14 protein-coding genes are annotated in these 16,129 nt (G+C 67.2%); 7 read left to right on the top strand and 7 right to left on the bottom strand.

Annotated elements, in window-relative coordinates; all coding sequences use genetic code 11:
• Positions 1 to 45: 45 nt before the first annotated feature.
• The 3 genes from AQJ54_RS32695 to AQJ54_RS32685 all read right to left on the bottom strand — a co-directional run bounded on the left by AQJ54_RS32695 (position 46) and on the right by AQJ54_RS32685 (position 3,216).
• Positions 46 to 1,320 (bottom strand): MFS transporter, encoded by a 1,275-nt coding sequence (locus AQJ54_RS32695; RefSeq protein WP_062243402.1) that lies wholly within the window; start codon positions 1,318 to 1,320, stop codon positions 46 to 48.
• A gap of 88 nt (positions 1,321 to 1,408) precedes the next feature.
• Entirely contained in the window at positions 1,409 to 2,491 is a 1,083-nt protein-coding gene (locus AQJ54_RS32690; RefSeq protein WP_030319525.1) for an inositol-3-phosphate synthase, read from the bottom strand.
• A 44-nt stretch (positions 2,492 to 2,535) separates the two neighbouring features.
• Entirely contained in the window at positions 2,536 to 3,216 is a 681-nt protein-coding gene (locus AQJ54_RS32685; protein ID WP_062243398.1) for a PadR family transcriptional regulator, read from the bottom strand.
• Between the two features lie 351 nt (positions 3,217 to 3,567).
• On the opposite strand from AQJ54_RS32685, the gene AQJ54_RS32680 reads away from it, so the two are divergent.
• Together AQJ54_RS32680 and AQJ54_RS32675 are read left to right on the top strand one after the other, a co-directional pair.
• Positions 3,568 to 6,252, top strand: coding sequence for a transglycosylase domain-containing protein (locus AQJ54_RS32680; protein ID WP_079070112.1), 2,685 nt, complete (start codon positions 3,568 to 3,570; stop codon positions 6,250 to 6,252).
• Positions 6,253 to 6,351: 99 nt separating this feature from the next.
• The gene (locus tag AQJ54_RS32675; protein ID WP_079070111.1) at positions 6,352 to 7,863 is read left to right on the top strand and encodes a glycosyltransferase family 87 protein; all 1,512 of its coding nucleotides are present in this window, start codon (positions 6,352 to 6,354) and stop codon (positions 7,861 to 7,863) included.
• A 115-nt stretch (positions 7,864 to 7,978) separates the two neighbouring features.
• Here AQJ54_RS32675 and AQJ54_RS32670 read toward each other — a convergent pair whose 3' ends face one another.
• The 3 genes from AQJ54_RS32670 to AQJ54_RS32660 all read right to left on the bottom strand — a co-directional run bounded on the left by AQJ54_RS32670 (position 7,979) and on the right by AQJ54_RS32660 (position 10,703).
• Positions 7,979 to 9,010, bottom strand: a complete 1,032-nt coding sequence (locus tag AQJ54_RS32670) for an alanine racemase (protein WP_020134136.1) — start codon at positions 9,008 to 9,010, stop codon at positions 7,979 to 7,981.
• 74 nt (positions 9,011 to 9,084) lie between these two features.
• Complete coding sequence (femX, locus tag AQJ54_RS32665; RefSeq protein ID WP_062025645.1) at positions 9,085 to 10,206, bottom strand: peptidoglycan bridge formation glycyltransferase FemX; 1,122 nt, start codon at positions 10,204 to 10,206, stop codon at positions 9,085 to 9,087.
• Between the two features lie 182 nt (positions 10,207 to 10,388).
• Positions 10,389 to 10,703, bottom strand: a complete 315-nt coding sequence (locus AQJ54_RS32660; RefSeq protein ID WP_030319514.1) for a hypothetical protein — start codon at positions 10,701 to 10,703, stop codon at positions 10,389 to 10,391.
• 263 nt (positions 10,704 to 10,966) lie between these two features.
• Here AQJ54_RS32660 and rpsF point away from each other — a divergent pair, with 263 nt between their 5' ends.
• From rpsF to rplI, 4 genes are all read left to right on the top strand, one after another.
• Positions 10,967 to 11,257 (top strand): 30S ribosomal protein S6, encoded by a 291-nt coding sequence (rpsF, locus tag AQJ54_RS32655; RefSeq protein ID WP_020134133.1) that lies wholly within the window; start codon positions 10,967 to 10,969, stop codon positions 11,255 to 11,257.
• An 80-nt stretch (positions 11,258 to 11,337) separates the two neighbouring features.
• Positions 11,338 to 11,934 (top strand): single-stranded DNA-binding protein, encoded by a 597-nt coding sequence (locus tag AQJ54_RS32650; protein WP_062243391.1) that lies wholly within the window; start codon positions 11,338 to 11,340, stop codon positions 11,932 to 11,934.
• 57 nt (positions 11,935 to 11,991) lie between these two features.
• On the top strand, positions 11,992 to 12,228 hold the full coding sequence (rpsR, locus tag AQJ54_RS32645; protein ID WP_003949403.1) for a 30S ribosomal protein S18: 237 nt from the start codon (positions 11,992 to 11,994) through the stop codon (positions 12,226 to 12,228).
• A gap of 18 nt (positions 12,229 to 12,246) precedes the next feature.
• Positions 12,247 to 12,693 carry a 50S ribosomal protein L9 gene (gene rplI, locus AQJ54_RS32640; protein ID WP_020134131.1) on the top strand — a complete coding sequence of 149 codons (447 nt, stop codon included), beginning with the start codon at positions 12,247 to 12,249 and terminating at the stop codon, positions 12,691 to 12,693.
• Between the two features lie 155 nt (positions 12,694 to 12,848).
• Here the strand turns inward: rplI and AQJ54_RS32635 are convergent, their stop codons facing one another.
• Positions 12,849 to 14,186: an MATE family efflux transporter gene (locus tag AQJ54_RS32635; RefSeq protein WP_062243388.1), complete on the bottom strand. Its 1,338-nt coding sequence runs from the start codon at positions 14,184 to 14,186 to the stop codon at positions 12,849 to 12,851.
• 460 nt (positions 14,187 to 14,646) lie between these two features.
• Here AQJ54_RS32635 and dnaB point away from each other — a divergent pair, with 460 nt between their 5' ends.
• On the top strand, positions 14,647 to 16,122 hold the full coding sequence (gene dnaB / locus AQJ54_RS32630) for a replicative DNA helicase (protein WP_062243385.1): 1,476 nt from the start codon (positions 14,647 to 14,649) through the stop codon (positions 16,120 to 16,122).
• The last annotated feature ends 7 nt before the right edge of the window (positions 16,123 to 16,129 follow it).

Raw genomic sequence — 16,129 nt, 5'->3', positions numbered from 1 at the left:
ACCCCGGGCAGCGACCGGGCGGTGTTTCACGTGAAACATCGCCCGTCATCGGTCCGCCGTCACTCGCCGATCTTTCGCCATCGCCACAGCGACCGCCCCGTAGACGACGGCGACAGCGATCACAAGAATGTCCGAACGCCCGTCCGGCGGCAGCATCAGCGCGGCCACAGCTGCGGCGCCCACGAAGGCGATGTTGAACAGCACGTCGTAGACGGAGAAGATCCGTCCTCGGAATCCGTCGTCGACGGCGGACTGCACGATCGTGTCCGTGGCGATCTTCGCGCCTTGAGTGACCAGGCCAAGGACGAACGCCGCGATGAGCATGGGCACGGTGGCGAAAGAAAGCCCGAGAGCGGGCTCCAGGACCGCGGCAGCGGCCGCGCACACGACGATCCAGCGTTCGGGTCCGAGCCTGCCGGCCGCCCAGGGCGTGATGACGGCGGCGACGAAGAACCCGGCCGCCGATACCCCCAACGCGAGCCCCAACAGGGCCAGTCCGTCACTGGGATCGGACGTCAGGGTGTACCGGCAGAGCATCAACACCATGACGAGCAGAGCGCCGTAGCAGAACCGCATGAGGGACATCGCGCCGAGCGCCCGGGCAGCGGACCGGCGTGCGGGTGCGGCCAGATGCCGTACACCGGCGATCAGGTCGCGTGCGGTGCCGGCCAGCGCGGTGCCCAGACGCGTCTGGATCAACTCGGGTTCAGGGCCCAGCAGTTCGGGCGGCATTCGCAGGGCGGCCAGGGCGCCGCACAGGTAGAGCCCGGCACCGAGCAGCACCACGGCCGCGTCGGAGTCGCCGGCCAGGAGCCGTACGGCGAAGGCGAGTCCGCCGCCCGCGGTCGCGGCGAGCGTTCCGGCGGTCGGGGAAAGGGAGTTGGCGATCACCAGTCGCTCGTCGTCGACGACTCGGGGCAGTGCCGCGGACAGGCCTGACAGGACGAAGCGGTTGACCGCGGTGACACACAGGGCGGAGACATAGAAGAGCCAGTCCGGGACGTCGCCGAGGATCAGGACGGCCGTCGCCGACGCCAGCAGGGCGCGCACGAGGTTGCCGTAGAGGAAGACCTGACGGCGGCGCCAGCGGTCCAGGAGTACACCGGCGAACGGGCCGACCAAGGAGTAGGGGAGCAGCAGGACCGCCATGGCGGAGGCGATCGAGGCGGCCGAGGTCTGCTTCTCCGGGGAGAAGACGACGTACGCGGCCAGAGCGATCTGGTAGACGCCGTCCGCGCCCTGGGAGAGCAGGCGCACGGAGAGCAGGCGCCGGAAGTCCCGGAGGCGGAGCAGGACACGCAGATCGCGGACGACGGGCATGGGGCACAGCCTCACATACGGCGAGGGTCCCCGGGCGATACCACCCGGGGACCCTCTGTAGCCCTGGCAGGAGCGTTTTGAGTGAGCCTTAGCGCTCGACCTCACCCTTGATGAACTTCTCGACGTTCTCGCGGGCCTCGTCGTCGAAGTACTGGACCGGCGGGGACTTCATGAAGTAGCTGGAGGCCGAGAGGATGGGGCCGCCGATGCCGCGGTCCTTGGCGATCTTCGCGGCGCGCAGGGCGTCGATGATGACACCCGCGGAGTTCGGGGAGTCCCAGACCTCGAGCTTGTACTCCAGGTTCAGCGGGACGTCACCGAAGGCGCGACCCTCGAGGCGGACGTAGGCCCACTTGCGGTCGTCGAGCCAGGCCACGTAGTCGGACGGGCCGATGTGGACGTTCTTCTCGCCGAGGTCCCGGTCGGGGATCTGGGAGGTGACGGCCTGCGTCTTGGAGATCTTCTTCGACTCGAGGCGGTCGCGCTCGAGCATGTTCTTGAAGTCCATGTTGCCGCCGACGTTCAGCTGCATCGTGCGGTCCAGGACGACGCCCCGGTCCTCGAACAGCTTCGCCATGACGCGGTGCGTGATGGTGGCGCCGACCTGGGACTTGATGTCGTCGCCGACGATCGGGACGCCGGCCTCGGTGAACTTGTCCGCCCACTCCTTGGTGCCGGCGATGAAGACCGGGAGGGCGTTGACGAAGGCGACCTTGGCGTCGATGGCGCACTGGGCGTAGAACTTCGCCGCCTCCTCGGAGCCGACCGGCAGGTAGCAGACGAGGACGTCGACCTGCTTCTTCTTGAGGACCTTGACGACGTCGACCGGCTCGGCCTCGGACTCCTCGATGGTCTCGCGGTAGTACTTGCCGAGACCGTCGAGGGTGTGGCCCCGCCGGACCTTCACACCGGTGTTCGGCACGTCGCAGATCTTGATGGTGTTGTTCTCGGAGGCGCCGATGGCGTCGGCGAGGTCGAGACCGACCTTCTTCGCGTCGACGTCGAACGCCGCGACGAACTCGATGTCACGGACGTGGTAGTCGCCGAACTGGACATGCATCAGCCCGGGGACCTTCGACGCCGGGTCGGCGTCCTTGTAGTACTCGACTCCCTGAACCAGCGACGCGGCGCAGTTGCCCACGCCGACGACGGCTACGCGAACCGAACCCATTCCGGTTGCTCCCTGTGTGTACGAGTGAGGCCCTGGCAGGGACCTCACGTGGCGGTGTCGCCGGGCGTATCCGGCCCGGGGGTGTCCCCGGGCCGGGGCAGGACGCCCGGCGCTCCCTCTGTGGTGTCGCGAACGGTTTCTCCATGGCCGGGACCCTTCAGGTCCCGGCCGGCCCGCTCGCTTTCGATGAGCTCGTTCAGCCAGCGCACTTCGCGCTCCACGGACTCCATCCCGTGGCGCTGGAGCTCAAGCGTGTAGTCGTCGAGTCGCTCCCGGGTGCGTGCCAGCGAGGCACTCATCTTCTCCAGGCGCTCCTCCAGCCGGCTGCGCCGGCCTTCGAGGACTCGCATGCGGACGTCGCGCGAGGTCTGCCCGAAGAAGGCGAAACGAGCGGCGAAGTGCTCGTCCTCGTACGCGTCGGGACCCGTCTGCGAGAGCAGCTCCTCGAAGTGCTCCTTACCTTCCGCCGTCAACCGGTAGACGATCTTGGCGCGACGCCCTGCGAGTGGTGCGGCGAGGGCGTCCTCCGTGGTGTGTCCCGGTTCCTCGATCAACCAGCCGTTGGCGACCAGCGTCTTGAGGCAGGGGTAGAGCGTGCCGTAGCTGAAGGCACGGAACACACCCAGGGACGTGTTGAGGCGTTTACGCAGCTCGTAGCCGTGCATCGGGGACTCGCGGAGCAGCCCGAGGACAGCGAACTCGAGGATCCCGGAACGCCGGCTCATCGTCGCCTCCTCGTCACTGTCTCGCACCGATGTATCGACTCGATACATCAAGACGATAGAACGGCCTTCCGGAAGCGACAAGTGGGGGGATGGTGAACGGGATCACATCAATGATTCATGCGAACCAAGTTGCCTGATTTGGGGTGAACTTCGGGGCTCGGCGGGTTTTGACGGTGCGTAGTCTGTGCGGCATGCACGCCACCGGGAAGCGAGTGACGCCTGGGGGGCGTCGTTGTCCCGGTGCAGTACGGATGAATGAGCGACCGACCGCATCCGTACTTCGGGGGGACCGGAAACCAGCCGCCGTTTCCAGGCGCGCAAAGGTGCGCCTGCCCGAGGAGTAGTCGTTCGATGAGCGAGCACCGTCGCAAACCGCCGCAGCCGCAGGGAGGCGGACGTGCCGCGGCCCGACGCGGCCAGTCCGGCTCGTCCTCCGGCCGCCGCGCGGCTCCGCGAGGCGCCACCGGGTCTCTTGCCGACTCCTATGGGACGAGTTCCCAGGAGTCCGCTGCTTTCGGTCCGGAAGGCGAGGAACGTCCGTACGGCAGCCGTGCCGAGACCCGCCGCGCCGCCCAGAGAAGCACGGGCGGCGGTGGTCGCCGCAGAGGACCGGAGCCGGGCCGCGGGAACCGCCGTGGGGCGCCGACGGGTCGTGGGCGGGCGGCCGATCCCGGCAGGAAGCGGCTGATCGACTATCCGCGCGCCGGCAAGTACGGCGTGGCGCGCTGGGTGCCGTCCTGGAAGCTGGTGACGGGACTGTTCATCGGCTTCATCGGAAGCCTGGTGGCCGTGGCCGGCGTCGGGTACGCGCTCGTCAGTGTTCCGAACATTGACAAGACCGCGACGGCGCAGAACAACGTCTTCTACTGGTCCGACGGCAGCGAGATGGTTTCCACCGGCGGTGAGACCAACCGTCAGATCATCAACCTCGCGCAGATCCCGAAGGCGATGCAGTACGCCGTCGTCTCGCAGGAGAACAAGACCTTCTACACAGACAGCGGCATCGACCCCAAGGGCATCGCCCGCGCCGTGTTCAACATGGTCAGGGGCGGCGAGACTCAGGGTGGTTCCACCATCACCCAGCAGTACGTCAAGAACGCGCTCCTGAACGACCAGTCCCAGACCGTCACACGCAAGTTCAAGGAGATCTTCATCTCCATCAAGGTCGGAGCCACGGTCAACAAGGACCAGATCATGGCCGAGTACCTGAACTCCGCGTACTACGGACGCAACGCCTACGGCCTCCAGGCCGCCGCGCGCGCGTACTTCAACAAGGACGCCGAGAAGCTGGACCCGGGCGAGTGCGCCTTCCTGGCCGCCACGTTGAAGGGCGCCACGTACTACGACCCGGCGGGCGCGACCTCCATCGACCCCGCGAACGCCACGCCTGAGGCCAACCAGAAGCGGGCCCTCCGGCAGATGCAGGACACCCTGAACAAGATGGTCGAGTACGGCCATCTCAGCGCGGCGGACCGGGCCAACTACACCTCGCTTCCCAAGGTGCAGAACCCCCGGTCCAACACCCAGCTCAAGGGTCAGGTCGGCTATCTGGTCGACCTCGCCAAGGCCTATCTGGTCAACAACAAGATCATCACCGCCGACCAGCTTCAGCAGGGTGGCTACTCGATCTACACGACCTTCGACAAGAAGAAGGTCGGCGAGCTCGAGGCAGCGGTCAAGAAGGTCCGCAAGGAGAACATCGACCCCAAGAAGCGGCCGACGAAGGACACCTTCGTCCAGTTCGGCGGTGCGTCGGTGGAGCCGTCCACCGGTGCGATCCGGGCCTGCTACGGCGGCGAGGACGCGACGACGCACTTCACCAACAACTGCGACTCGACCGGTGCCCAGGTCGGTTCGACGTTCAAGGCCTTCGTGCTCGCCGCGGCGATGAAGTGGGGCGTGCGTGATCCGGACCTCGGCGAGAGCCAGGCGCAGGACGAGCGCACCGTCGTCAACGCCAAGAGCCTGTTCAGCGGCAAGAACGACCTCAAGATCAAGAACTACGACCGTACGGTCTGGAAGAACGAGGAGGGCAAGGAGTGGCTCCAGGAGAACGACGGCAAGCAGTCCTACGGCTCTCCGCCCAAGTTCCAGATCGACCTTCGTGAGGCGATGCGGGAGTCGGTGAACTCCGCCTTCGTGCAGCTCGGCATGGATGTCGGCCTGGACAAGGTGAAGGAGGCGGCCATGGACGCGGGTCTCAAGGAGAACAGTCTGGCCGGCACCAACTTCCCCTCCTTCTCCATCGGTATCTCCGACCCCAGCGCCATCCGCATGGCGGGCGCGTACGCCACCTTCGCGGACAGCGGCAAGCAGAACGAGCCGTTCTCCGTCGAGAGGGTCACCAGCAAGGACGGGGAGGTCTTCAAGCACAAGGCGGCGCCCGAGCAGGCCTTCGAGAAGAAGGTCGCCGACAACGTCACCGACGTTCTCAAGACCGTGGTCGACAAGGGAACGGGTACCAACGCCAAGCTGACCGGCCGTGACGTGGCGGGCAAGACCGGTACCACGGACGGCAACAAGTCCGCCTGGTTCGTCGGGTACACCCCGCAGCTGTCCACGGCGATCACCATGTTCCGGCTGGACGACGACGAGACCAAGAAGAACCGCACGTTCCTGGAGATGTACGGCACGGGCGGTCAGGAGAAGATCCACGGTGCGTCGTTCCCGTCCGAGATCTGGCACGACTACATGGAGCAGGCGCTGAAGGGTCAGCCAAAGATCGACTTCCCGACGCCGGAGCCCATCGGTGAGATCGTCAACGAGGAGCCGAGCCCGACGCCCACGCCGACGCCCACCGAGAGCGAGTCGTCCACTCCGACGCCCACGCCGACGCCCACCCCGTCGTTCGTCACCCCGTCGCCAACGGCGTCCGAGACCTGCCGGTTCACCTGGCAGTGCGACGACTCGAGCGGAGGCACGGACAACGGTGGCACCGACGGGGGCGTGACCCCCACACCGACGGCCACGTCGACGGAGGAGAACGGCAACAACGGCAATGGCAACGGAGGCCTCTTCGGAGGATCGGGCGGTTAGCTGCCATATGACCCGTCGAGGGTGTTTCACGTGAAACATGGGCCGCCGCACCCACCAGGTGCGGCGGCCCTCGGCGTACTCCTAGCCTTGTACGGCAGGATGTGTGCCATGCCCAGTGCTGAACCGACGCCAGCGAGCGTGGACGAGTCGGACCTCGTACCTCCGACCAGGAACGACGAGGTCGCCAGGAGCGGCAGCGAGTTGATCGGTGGCCCTCTGGGGCGCCGTGCTCTGCTGGGGACGTCCTGGTGGAACCCCGTGCGGGTCATCGCTCTCGTGGCCATCGGTGTGTTCGCGCTGGGCCTGGTCCAGAAGGCGCCCTGCTACGACGGCGCCTGGTTCTTCGGTGCCAGCTCCCAGTACACGCACGCGTGCTACTCCGACATCCCGCACCTCTACCAGGGACGCGGCTTCGCCGACGGGCTCGTCCCGTACTTCGACAAGCTCCCCGGTGACATGCAGTACCTCGAATACCCGGTGCTGACCGGTGTGTTCATGGAGGTCGCCGCCTGGCTAACGCCCGGCAGCGGCAGCATCCAGGACCAGGAGCAGTGGTACTGGATGGTCAACGCGGGGATGCTGATGGCCTGCGCGGCCGTCATCGTCGTCTGCGTGAGCCGTACGCACGCCCGTCGCCCCTGGGACGGGCTGCTGGTCGCCCTGGCGCCGGCGTTCGCGCTGACCGCCACCATCAACTGGGACCTGCTGGCGGTCGCTCTGACGGCCTCCGCGATGCTGATGTGGGCTCGTGGCCGTTCGCTCGCCTTCGGCGTCCTCCTGGGCCTCGCCACGGCCGCCAAGCTCTACCCCGTCTTCCTGCTCGGCCCGCTGTTCGTGCTGTGCTGGCGGGCGGGCAAATGGCGGGACTTCGGGAAGGCCCTGGGCGGCGCGGTCGTCTCCTGGCTCGTGGTGAACCTGCCGGTGATGTTCTTCGCCTTCGACGGCTGGTCGAAGTTCTACACGTTCAGCCAGGAGCGGGGCGTGGACTTCGGCTCCTTCTGGCTGATCATGGCCCAGAACTCCAGCGACCCGCTGAGCACCGAGACTGTCAACACCTTCGCCACGCTGCTGATGCTGCTGGCCTGCGCGGGCATCGCGGCACTGACGCTGACCGCCCCGCGCCGGCCGCGTTTCGCCCAGCTCGCGTTCCTGATCGTCGCCGCGTTCATCCTCACCAACAAGGTCTACTCCCCGCAGTACGTCCTGTGGCTGGTGCCGCTGGCCGTACTGGCCCGGCCCAAGTGGCGGGACTTCCTGATCTGGCAGGCCTGCGAGGTGGCGTACTTCCTCGGCATCTGGATGTACCTCGCCTACACGACCAGCGGCAACGCCCACAAGGGTCTGCCGACCGACGGCTACCACTGGGCCATCGGGCTGCATCTGATGGGCACCGCGTACCTGTGCGCGATGGTCCTGCGCGACATCCTCATGCCGGAGCGGGACGTGGTGCGGCTGGCCGGCGACGACGATCCATCGGGCGGTGTCCTCGACCGGGCGGAGGACGTCTTCGTGCTCGGCGCCGCAGCCCATCGGCCGCGGCACGCCGCCCAGTTCGACGGACCGCAGGTGGAGTGGGGCAGCGAACCGGGGACCACCGACCGTTCGCTCTGAGCGAACACGCCTGGGTGTCACAGCACGAAAGGCCGTACAGGGGCTGCCCTGTACGGCCTTCTGCTGTCTCTACGACAGCGTCCCTAGAGCGTCTCCACCAAGGCTCTTGGACGGCTCAGCGGTCGACGATGCGGTCGAACTGCGTGGTGGTGTGCCGCAGATGGGCCACCAGCTCCTCGCCGACCTTCGGCTCCGGGGCGTCCGACGGCACGAAGAGGATGGAGACCTGCATGTGCGGCGGCTCGGCGAACCAGCGCTGCTTGCCGCCCCAGACGAACGGAGAAAGGTTCCGGTTGACCGTGGCCAGGCCGGCGCGGGCGACCCCCTTGGCGCGCGGCATGACGCCGTGCAGGGCCTTCGGGGCCTCCAGGCCCACCCCGTGCGAGGTACCGCCCGCCACGACGACCAGGAAGCCGTCCGAGGCCGCCTTCTGCTGCCGGTAGCCGAAGCGGTCCCCCTTGGAGACCCGGGTGACGTCCAGGACCGCACCGCGGTACTCGGTGGAGTCGTGGTCACCGAGCCACAGCCGGGTCCCGATGCGGGCGCGGAACCGGGTCTGCGGGAACTGCTGCTGGAGCCGGGCCAGGTCCTCGGCCTTGAGGTGGCTGACGAACATGGTGTGCAGCGGCAGCCGGGCCGCGCGCAGCCGGTCCATCCAGCCGATGACCTCCTCGACGGCGTCCGAGCCGTCGGTGCGGTCCAGCGGCAGGTGGATCGCGAAGCCCTCGAGGCGGACGTTCTCGATGGCGGCGTGCAACTGCGGCAGTTCCTGCTCGGTGATGCCGTGCCGCTTCATCGAGGACATCACCTCGATGACGACGCGGGCGCCCACCAGGCCGTAGACGCCGTCTATCGACGACACCGAACGGATCACCCGGTCGGGCAGCGGCACGGGCTCCTCGCCCCGTCGGTACGGCGTGAGGACCAGCAGGTCACCGCCGAACCAGTCCTTGATCCGGGCGGCCTCGTAGGTCGTGCCGACGGCGAGCACGTCCGAGCCAAGCCGGGTGGCCTCCTCCGCCAGCCGCTCGTGCCCGAAGCCGTAGCCGTTGCCTTTGCAGACCGGGACGAGCCCCGGGAACTGCTCCTGCACGTGCTTGTGGTGCGCACGCCAGCGCGCGGTGTCGACGTAGAGCGTGAGCGCCATGGCCGGACCCGGAACCTTTCTGGTGGCTGCGGTGTATCAGAGGTATGCGAGCTATTGAACCGAAGAGCGCGGCGTCAGCGGCGCGACATGTAGATGTCGAGCGCCTTGTGGAGCAGCTTGTTGAGCGGGAAGTCCCACTCGCCGAGGTACTCGGCCGCCTGGCCGCCCGTGCCCACCTTGAACTGGATCAGACCGAAGAGGTGGTCGGTCTCGTCCAGCGAGTCGGAGATGCCCCGCAGGTCGTAGACGGTCGCGCCGAGCGCGTAGGCGTCGCGCAGCATCCGCCACTGCATCGCGTTCGAGGGCCGGACCTCACGGCCGATGTTGTCGGAGGCGCCGTAGGAGTACCAGACGTGCCCGCCGACGATCAGCATGGTCGCCGCCGACAGGTTCACGCCCTCGTGGCGGGCGAAGTACAGCCGCATCCGGTTGGGGTCCTCGGTGTTGAGGGCCGTCCACATGCGCTGGAAGTACGACAGCGGACGCGGCCGGAAGTGGTCGCGGACCGCGGTGATCTCGTACAGCCGTTGCCATTCCTCGAGGTCCTGGTAGCCGCCCTGGACGACCTCGACGCCGGCCTTCTCAGCCTTCTTGATGTTGCGGCGCCACAGCTGGTTGAAGTTCTTGTGGACCTCTTCCAGGGAGCGGTTCGCGAGCGGCACCTGGTAGACGTACCGCGGCTGGACGTCACCGAAGCCGGCTCCCCCGTCCTCGCCCTGCTGCCAGCCCATCCGGCGGAGCTTGTCGGCGACCTCGAAGGCGCGCGGCTCGATGAAGTCGGCCTCGATGTCCCGCAGCCGCTTCACGTCCGGGTTCTGGATGCCGGCCTTGATGGAGGTGGCCTCCCAGCGCCGGATGATCACCGGCGGGCCCATCTTCACGGAGAAAGCGCCCTGATGCTTGAGATGCGCGAGCATCGGTTCCAGCCACTCGGTCAGATTTGGCGCATACCAGTTGATGACCGGGCCCTCGGGCAGATAGGCGAGGTAGCGCTTGATCTTGGGCAGCTGGCGGTAGAGGACGAGACCCGCGCCCACCAGTTCGCCGGTCTTCTCGTCGAACCAGCCGAGGCTCTCGGAGCGCCACTCCGCCTTGACGTCTGCCCAGGCAGGAACCTGCATGTGGCTCGCCGAGGGCAGGCTCTGGATGTACGCCAGATGCTGCTCGCGACTGATCGTCCTCAGGGTCAGGCTCATTCGGGGCGCTCCTCGGGCTGGTGTGTCCCCATGGGTACAGGGGCTCCGGCTCTCGCGCCGAAGCCTACTGCGCCTGGCGAGCGCCCCGACTGGGCGTACGGCACCTGCGTCCCGGCTGTGGGGCCGCCGAGGCGTTCCGCGGTGCTTTGGGTGGTTGTTGAGAAGGGCGGGTGCCCGTGGCGTCAGCTGATGACCCCACCGAAGAGGCCGCCGTGCGCCATGCCGAGGAAGAAGCCGACCGCGGCGGCGCCCAGACCCAGGATCAGTCCGAAGCGCTCCCTGGTCGTCTCCGAGATCCACTGGCCGTACGCGCCGGTGAGGATGCCCACCAGGCCGGTCCAGGAGCTGAGCAGGTGCAGGTTGTGGAACATCGCCGTCACGAACGCCGTGATGCCCAGCACCAGGGTCACCGCGAGCAGGGTGTCCTGGAGGGGATGGGGCTTTCCGTCCGTGGCGAAGAGGCCTCCGGCGGTGTTGGGTCGCATTGCCTGTGCCATAGGGCACCTCCTGCGGAAGGCGGCGCATCGTAGCGCCATACACACCCGATGTGTACAGAGTGACGGTCCCCGAGGCCGGATTTCAACCGGAAGCCGGTGTGCGGGTAGTCTGTACCGTCTGCAATGTGTCTGCCCATGTCACGACCGGGTCTACCGCGAGGGAGCCCCGATTGTCAGTGGCGGCCGATACCGTTGCGTACGCATCACAACCCTCCTGCCACGGAACGACCGTGGCCGCTGAGTCCAAAGGAGGTGGGTTCCACATGCGTCACTACGAGGTGATGGTCATCCTCGACCCCGATCTGGAGGAGCGCGCCGTCGCCCCCCTGATCGAGAACTTCCTCTCCGTCGTCCGTGAGGGCAACGGCAAGGTCGAGAAGGTCGACACCTGGGGCCGTCGTCGTCTCTCGTACGAGATCAAGAAGAAGCCCGAGGGCATCTACTCGGTCATCGATCTGCAGGCTGAGCCCGCGATCGTCAAGGAGCTCGACCGACAGCTGAACCTGAACGAGTCGGTCCTCCGGACCAAGGTCCTCCGCCCCGAGACCCACTGAGCTCTCCCGCTCAGCTGATCCCGGGATTCGAGTAGCAGCAACCAAGCAGCCAGAGCAGCAAACCCGCCGAGAGGTTCCCCATGGCAGGCGAGACCGTCATCACGGTCGTCGGCAATCTTGTCGACGACCCCGAGCTGCGCTTCACCCCTTCCGGTGCGGCGGTCGCGAAGTTCCGTGTCGCGTCCACCCCCCGCACCTTCGACCGTCAGACGAACGAGTGGAAGGACGGCGAGAGCCTGTTCCTGACCTGCTCCGTCTGGCGTCAGGCGGCGGAGAACGTCGCCGAGTCGCTCCAGCGAGGCATGCGCGTCATCGTGCAGGGCCGGCTGAAGCAGCGGTCCTACGAGGACCGTGAGGGCGTCAAGCGCACGGTCTACGAGCTGGACGTCGAGGAAGTCGGCGCCAGCCTGCGCAGTGCCACGGCCAAGGTCACCAAGACGGCCGGCGGCGCCGGTCGGGGTGGCCAGGGCGGTTACGGCGGCGGTGGCGGTGGCGGCCAGGGTGGCGGCGGCTGGGGTGGAAACTCCGGCGGCGGTCAGCAGGGCGGCGGCGCTCCCGCTGACGACCCGTGGGCCACCAGCGCTCCCGCCGGTGGCAACCAGGGCGGCGGCGGTGGCGGCTGGGGTGGAAACTCCGGCGGCAGTGGCGGCGGCTACTCGGACGAGCCCCCCTTCTAGGCCTCGGGCCGAGGGGTGGGTCGTACCCACACTTCTTGATCACACAGGAGAAACACCATGGCGAAGCCGCCTGTGCGCAAGCCTAAGAAGAAGGTCTGCGCTTTCTGCAAGGACAAGGTCACGTACGTGGACTACAAGGACACGAACATGCTGCGGAAGTTCATTTCCGACCGCGGCAAGATCCGTGCCCGCCGCGTGACCGGCAACTGCACGCAGCACCAGCGTGACGTCGCCACGGCCGTCAAGAACAGCCGTGAGATGGCGCTGCTGCCCTACACCTCCACCGCGCGATAAGGGAAGGGTGACCGACTAATGAAGATCATCCTCACCCACGAGGTCTCCGGCCTCGGTGCCGCGGGCGACGTCGTCGACGTCAAGGACGGTTACGCTCGCAACTACCTGATCCCGCGGAACTTCGCGATCCGCTGGACCAAGGGCGGCGAGAAGGACGTCGAGCAGATCCGTCGTGCTCGCAAGATCCACGAGATCCAGACCATCGAGCAGGCCAACCAGGTGAAGGCGCAGCTCGAGGGCGTCAAGGTCCGCCTGGCCGTCCGCTCCGGCGACGCCGGTCGTCTCTTCGGTTCCGTCACCCCGGCCGACATCGCTTCCGCGATCAAGGCTTCCGGTGGCCCCGAGGTCGACAAGCGCCGCATCGAGCTGGGCTCGCCCATCAAGACCCTGGGCGCCCACGAGACGTCCGTGCGTCTGCACCCCGAGGTTGCCGCCAAGGTCAACATCGAGGTCGTCGCAGCCTGATCGCTGCGATTGGCTTGAGCAGTTGCGTCTCGCTTGAGCAGTTGGAGAGGGGCCGTACCTTCACTGGTGCGGCCCCTTTCTCATGCTCGAACCGGCGGGAAGCGCATCGTGTTTCACGTGAAACGTGACGGCCCACGATGTTTCACGTGAAACGGTCAGCGGGTCGCGCCCGTGACGATCCAGCGGCCGGAGCGGGTTCGCAGCCACAGCGTCAGCATGCGGACCGCCATCATCAGCGTCATTGCTGCCCACACGGCCGTGAGACCGCCGCCCAGGACCGGGACGAGCAGAGCAGCCGGAGTGAAGACGGCGAGGGTGACCACCATGGCCCAGGCCAGGTAGGGCCCGTCGCCCGCACCCATCAGGACGCCGTCCAGAACGAAGACCACACCACAGATCGGCTGGGACAGAGCCACGATCACCAGCGCGGGCAGTGCAGCGTCTTTGACCGTTGAGTCACCGGTGAACAGGGGCAGGAACAGGGGCCGCGCGAGCACGACCAGCACGCCCAGGACGACGCCCACCGCGATGCCCCACTCCACCATCCGACGGCACGCTTGACGGGCACCGTCTCTGTCACCGGCGCCCAGATAGCGGCCGATGATGGCCTGCCCGGCGATGGCGATCGCGTCCAAGGCGAAGGCGAGCAGGCTCCACAGAGACAGGATGATCTGGTGGGCGGCGATGTTGGCGTCGCCGAGGCGAGCCGCCACGGCTGTGGCGATCATCAGGATCGCCCTCAGGGAAAGCGTGCGGACCAGAAGAGGAGCGCCCGCCTGAGCGGAGGCCCTGATCCCTGCGGCGTCGGGACGCAGGGAAGCTCCATGCCGGCGGGCTCCGCGGACGACGACCACGAGATAGGCGGCCGCCATACCGAACTGGGCGATGACCGTGCCCCAGGCGGAACCCGCGATGCCCAGGTCGGCGCCGTAGACCAGGGCCGCGTTGAGGATGCCATTGGCGACGAAGCCGGCGACGGCCACGTACAGGGGAGTTCTGGTGTCCTGGAGTCCGCGCAGTACTCCGGTCGCGGCGAGCACCACGAGCATGGCGGGGATGCCGAGTGCTGAGATCTGCAAGTAGGTGATGGCGTAGGGGGCCGCGGTGTGAGAGGCGCCGAAGAGCTCCACGATCGAGGGCGCGGTGGGGACGAACACGGCGATGACGGCGGCCCCGAGCAGCAGGGCGAGCCAAATGCCGTCCATGCCCTGGCGGATGGCGGCCTGGAGGTCGCCTGCTCCCACGCGTCGGGCGACGGCGGCCGTGGTGGCGTAGGCGAGGAAGACAAAGACGCTGACGGCCGTCGTGAGGAGGGCCGAGGCGATGCCGAGGCCGGCGAGTTGTGCGGTCCCCAGATGGCCGACGATCGCGCTGTCGGCCATCACGAAGAGGGGTTCGGCGACGAGTGCGCCGAAGGCCGGAACGGCGAGTGCGACGATCTCGCGGTCGTGCTGTCGCCGGGTCGCCTTGGGGGCTGCGGACGCCTGTGTCATGTGCACCAATCTAATCGTCCACAGGTAAGAGATGCAATGCAAGTTGAACCCTTACCTGCGTGCGCATGGTGTGCGCCGTGACGAACAGCTCGACCTGATCTTGAGCCGACCGGGAAAGTTTTTCTTCTGCACAGCCGGTGGACGGCGAACGTGCAGGTCAGAGCCGTTCCTCGGGAAGAAGGCGGGGCTTGTTCACAGGACTGTCCACCGGGTCGTGCACAGGTTTTGCGGAGTTCTCCACAGCATCCGGGCCGTCGTCCACATGGCCTGTGGATAACCAGATTGGCTGACGGTGCCCGCGGGCCTACGGTGGTCCGGCGCCCGCTCCGTCCGTCGGCCTGGAAATCATCACAAACCCGACGCGCCAGAACCGGAGTTGGGCGTCTCATTTGTCAGTGCCGTGCCGTAGAAATGAGAAGCACGGCGAAGGTCCGCTCGGCGGACGGGAGGAGGTGGCTCGGTGAGTATTTCCGAGCCCTTGGACGACCCGTGGGCCGACAGCGGGCCCAGTGATCGTCTGCCGTCCTCGCGCCGCCGCGGCGACGGAGGCCGTGGCCGGGACGAGCAGCACGACCGGGGAAGGGACAGCGGGTGGGACGGCGGAGGCACGGCCTTCGAGCGGGTCCCGCCCCAGGACCTGGACGCCGAGCAGTCCGTCCTCGGCGGCATGCTGCTCTCCAAGGACGCCATCGCCGACGTCGTCGAGGTCATCAAGGGCCACGACTTCTACAAGCCCGCCCACGAGACAATCTTCCAGTCGATCCTGGACGTCTACGCCAAGGGCGAGCCGGCCGACCCGATCACCATCGCCGCCGAGCTCACCAAGCGCGGTGAGATCAACAAGGTGGGCGGCGCATCGTATCTGCACACCCTCGTCCAGACCGTGCCGACGGCGGCCAACGCCGAGTACTACGCGGAGATCGTCCATGAGCGCGCGGTCCTGCGCCGCCTGGTCGAGGCCGGTACCCGTATCACCCAGATGGGATACGCGGCGGACGACGACGTCGACGAGATCGTCAACCGGGCTCAGGCCGAGATCTACGCGGTCACCGAACAGCGCACCAGCGAGGACTACCTGCCGCTCGGCGACATCATGGAAGGCGCGCTCGACGAGATCGAGGCGATCGGCTCGCGCAGCGGAGAGATGACCGGTGTGCCGACCGGGTTCACCGACCTCGACTCGCTCACCAACGGTCTGCACCCGGGCCAGATGATCGTCATCGCGGCCCGCCCCGCCATGGGAAAATCCACTCTCGCCCTGGACTTCGCGCGCGCGGCGTCCATCAAGAACAACCTCGCCAGCGTCATCTTCTCCCTCGAAATGGGGCGCAACGAGATCGCGATGCGTCTGCTGTCGGCCGAGGCGAGAGTGGCTCTGCACCACATGCGTTCGGGCACCATGACCGACGAGGACTGGACCCGGCTGGCCCGCCGGATGCCCGAGGTGTCCTCCGCGCCCCTCTACATCGACGACTCCCCGAACCTGTCGATGATGGAGATCCGGGCCAAGTGCCGGCGGCTGAAGCAGCGCAACGACATCAAGCTCGTGATCATCGACTATCTCCAGCTCATGCAGGCCGGTGGCTCCAAGCGCCAGGAGAGCCGTCAGCAGGAGGTCTCGGACATGTCCCGTAACCTCAAGCTCCTGGCCAAGGAGCTGGAGGTCCCGGTGATCGCGCTCTCGCAGCTCAACCGTGGTCCCGAGCAGCGCACGGACAAGAAACCGATGGTGTCCGACTTGCGTGAGTCCGGTTCCATCGAGCAGGACGCCGACATGGTGATCCTGCTGCACCGCGAGGACGCCTACGAGAAGGAGTCACCGCGCGCGGGCGAGGCGGACATCATCGTCGGCAAGCACCGTAACGGCCCGACGGCCACGATCACCGTCGCCTTCCAGGGCCACTACTCCCGCTTCGTGGACATGGCTCAGACCTGACGGGCGC

Origin of the sequence: Streptomyces griseorubiginosus (genome assembly GCF_001514195.1) — a bacterium.
GTDB classification, from domain to species: domain Bacteria; phylum Actinomycetota; class Actinomycetes; order Streptomycetales; family Streptomycetaceae; genus Streptomyces; species Streptomyces griseorubiginosus.
This window is presented reverse-complemented; position numbering and strand designations above follow the sequence as displayed.

Excerpts from the sequence above, each read along its gene's own strand:
- AQJ54_RS32695 (WP_062243402.1), bottom strand. The coding sequence starts at position 1,320 with ATGCCCGTCGTCCGCGATCTGCGTGTCCTGCTCCGCCTCCGGGACTTC.
- AQJ54_RS32690 (WP_030319525.1), bottom strand. The coding sequence starts at position 2,491 with ATGGGTTCGGTTCGCGTAGCCGTCGTCGGCGTGGGCAACTGCGCCGCG.
- AQJ54_RS32685 (WP_062243398.1), bottom strand. The coding sequence starts at position 3,216 with ATGAGCCGGCGTTCCGGGATCCTCGAGTTCGCTGTCCTCGGGCTGCTC.
- AQJ54_RS32680 (WP_079070112.1), top strand. The coding sequence starts at position 3,568 with ATGAGCGAGCACCGTCGCAAACCGCCGCAGCCGCAGGGAGGCGGACGT.
- AQJ54_RS32675 (WP_079070111.1), top strand. The coding sequence starts at position 6,352 with ATGTGTGCCATGCCCAGTGCTGAACCGACGCCAGCGAGCGTGGACGAG.
- AQJ54_RS32670 (WP_020134136.1), bottom strand. The coding sequence starts at position 9,010 with ATGGCGCTCACGCTCTACGTCGACACCGCGCGCTGGCGTGCGCACCAC.
- femX (WP_062025645.1), bottom strand. The coding sequence starts at position 10,206 with ATGAGCCTGACCCTGAGGACGATCAGTCGCGAGCAGCATCTGGCGTAC.
- AQJ54_RS32660 (WP_030319514.1), bottom strand. The coding sequence starts at position 10,703 with ATGGCACAGGCAATGCGACCCAACACCGCCGGAGGCCTCTTCGCCACG.
- rpsF (WP_020134133.1), top strand. The coding sequence starts at position 10,967 with ATGCGTCACTACGAGGTGATGGTCATCCTCGACCCCGATCTGGAGGAG.
- AQJ54_RS32650 (WP_062243391.1), top strand. The coding sequence starts at position 11,338 with ATGGCAGGCGAGACCGTCATCACGGTCGTCGGCAATCTTGTCGACGAC.
- rpsR (WP_003949403.1), top strand. The coding sequence starts at position 11,992 with ATGGCGAAGCCGCCTGTGCGCAAGCCTAAGAAGAAGGTCTGCGCTTTC.
- rplI (WP_020134131.1), top strand. The coding sequence starts at position 12,247 with ATGAAGATCATCCTCACCCACGAGGTCTCCGGCCTCGGTGCCGCGGGC.
- AQJ54_RS32635 (WP_062243388.1), bottom strand. The coding sequence starts at position 14,186 with ATGACACAGGCGTCCGCAGCCCCCAAGGCGACCCGGCGACAGCACGAC.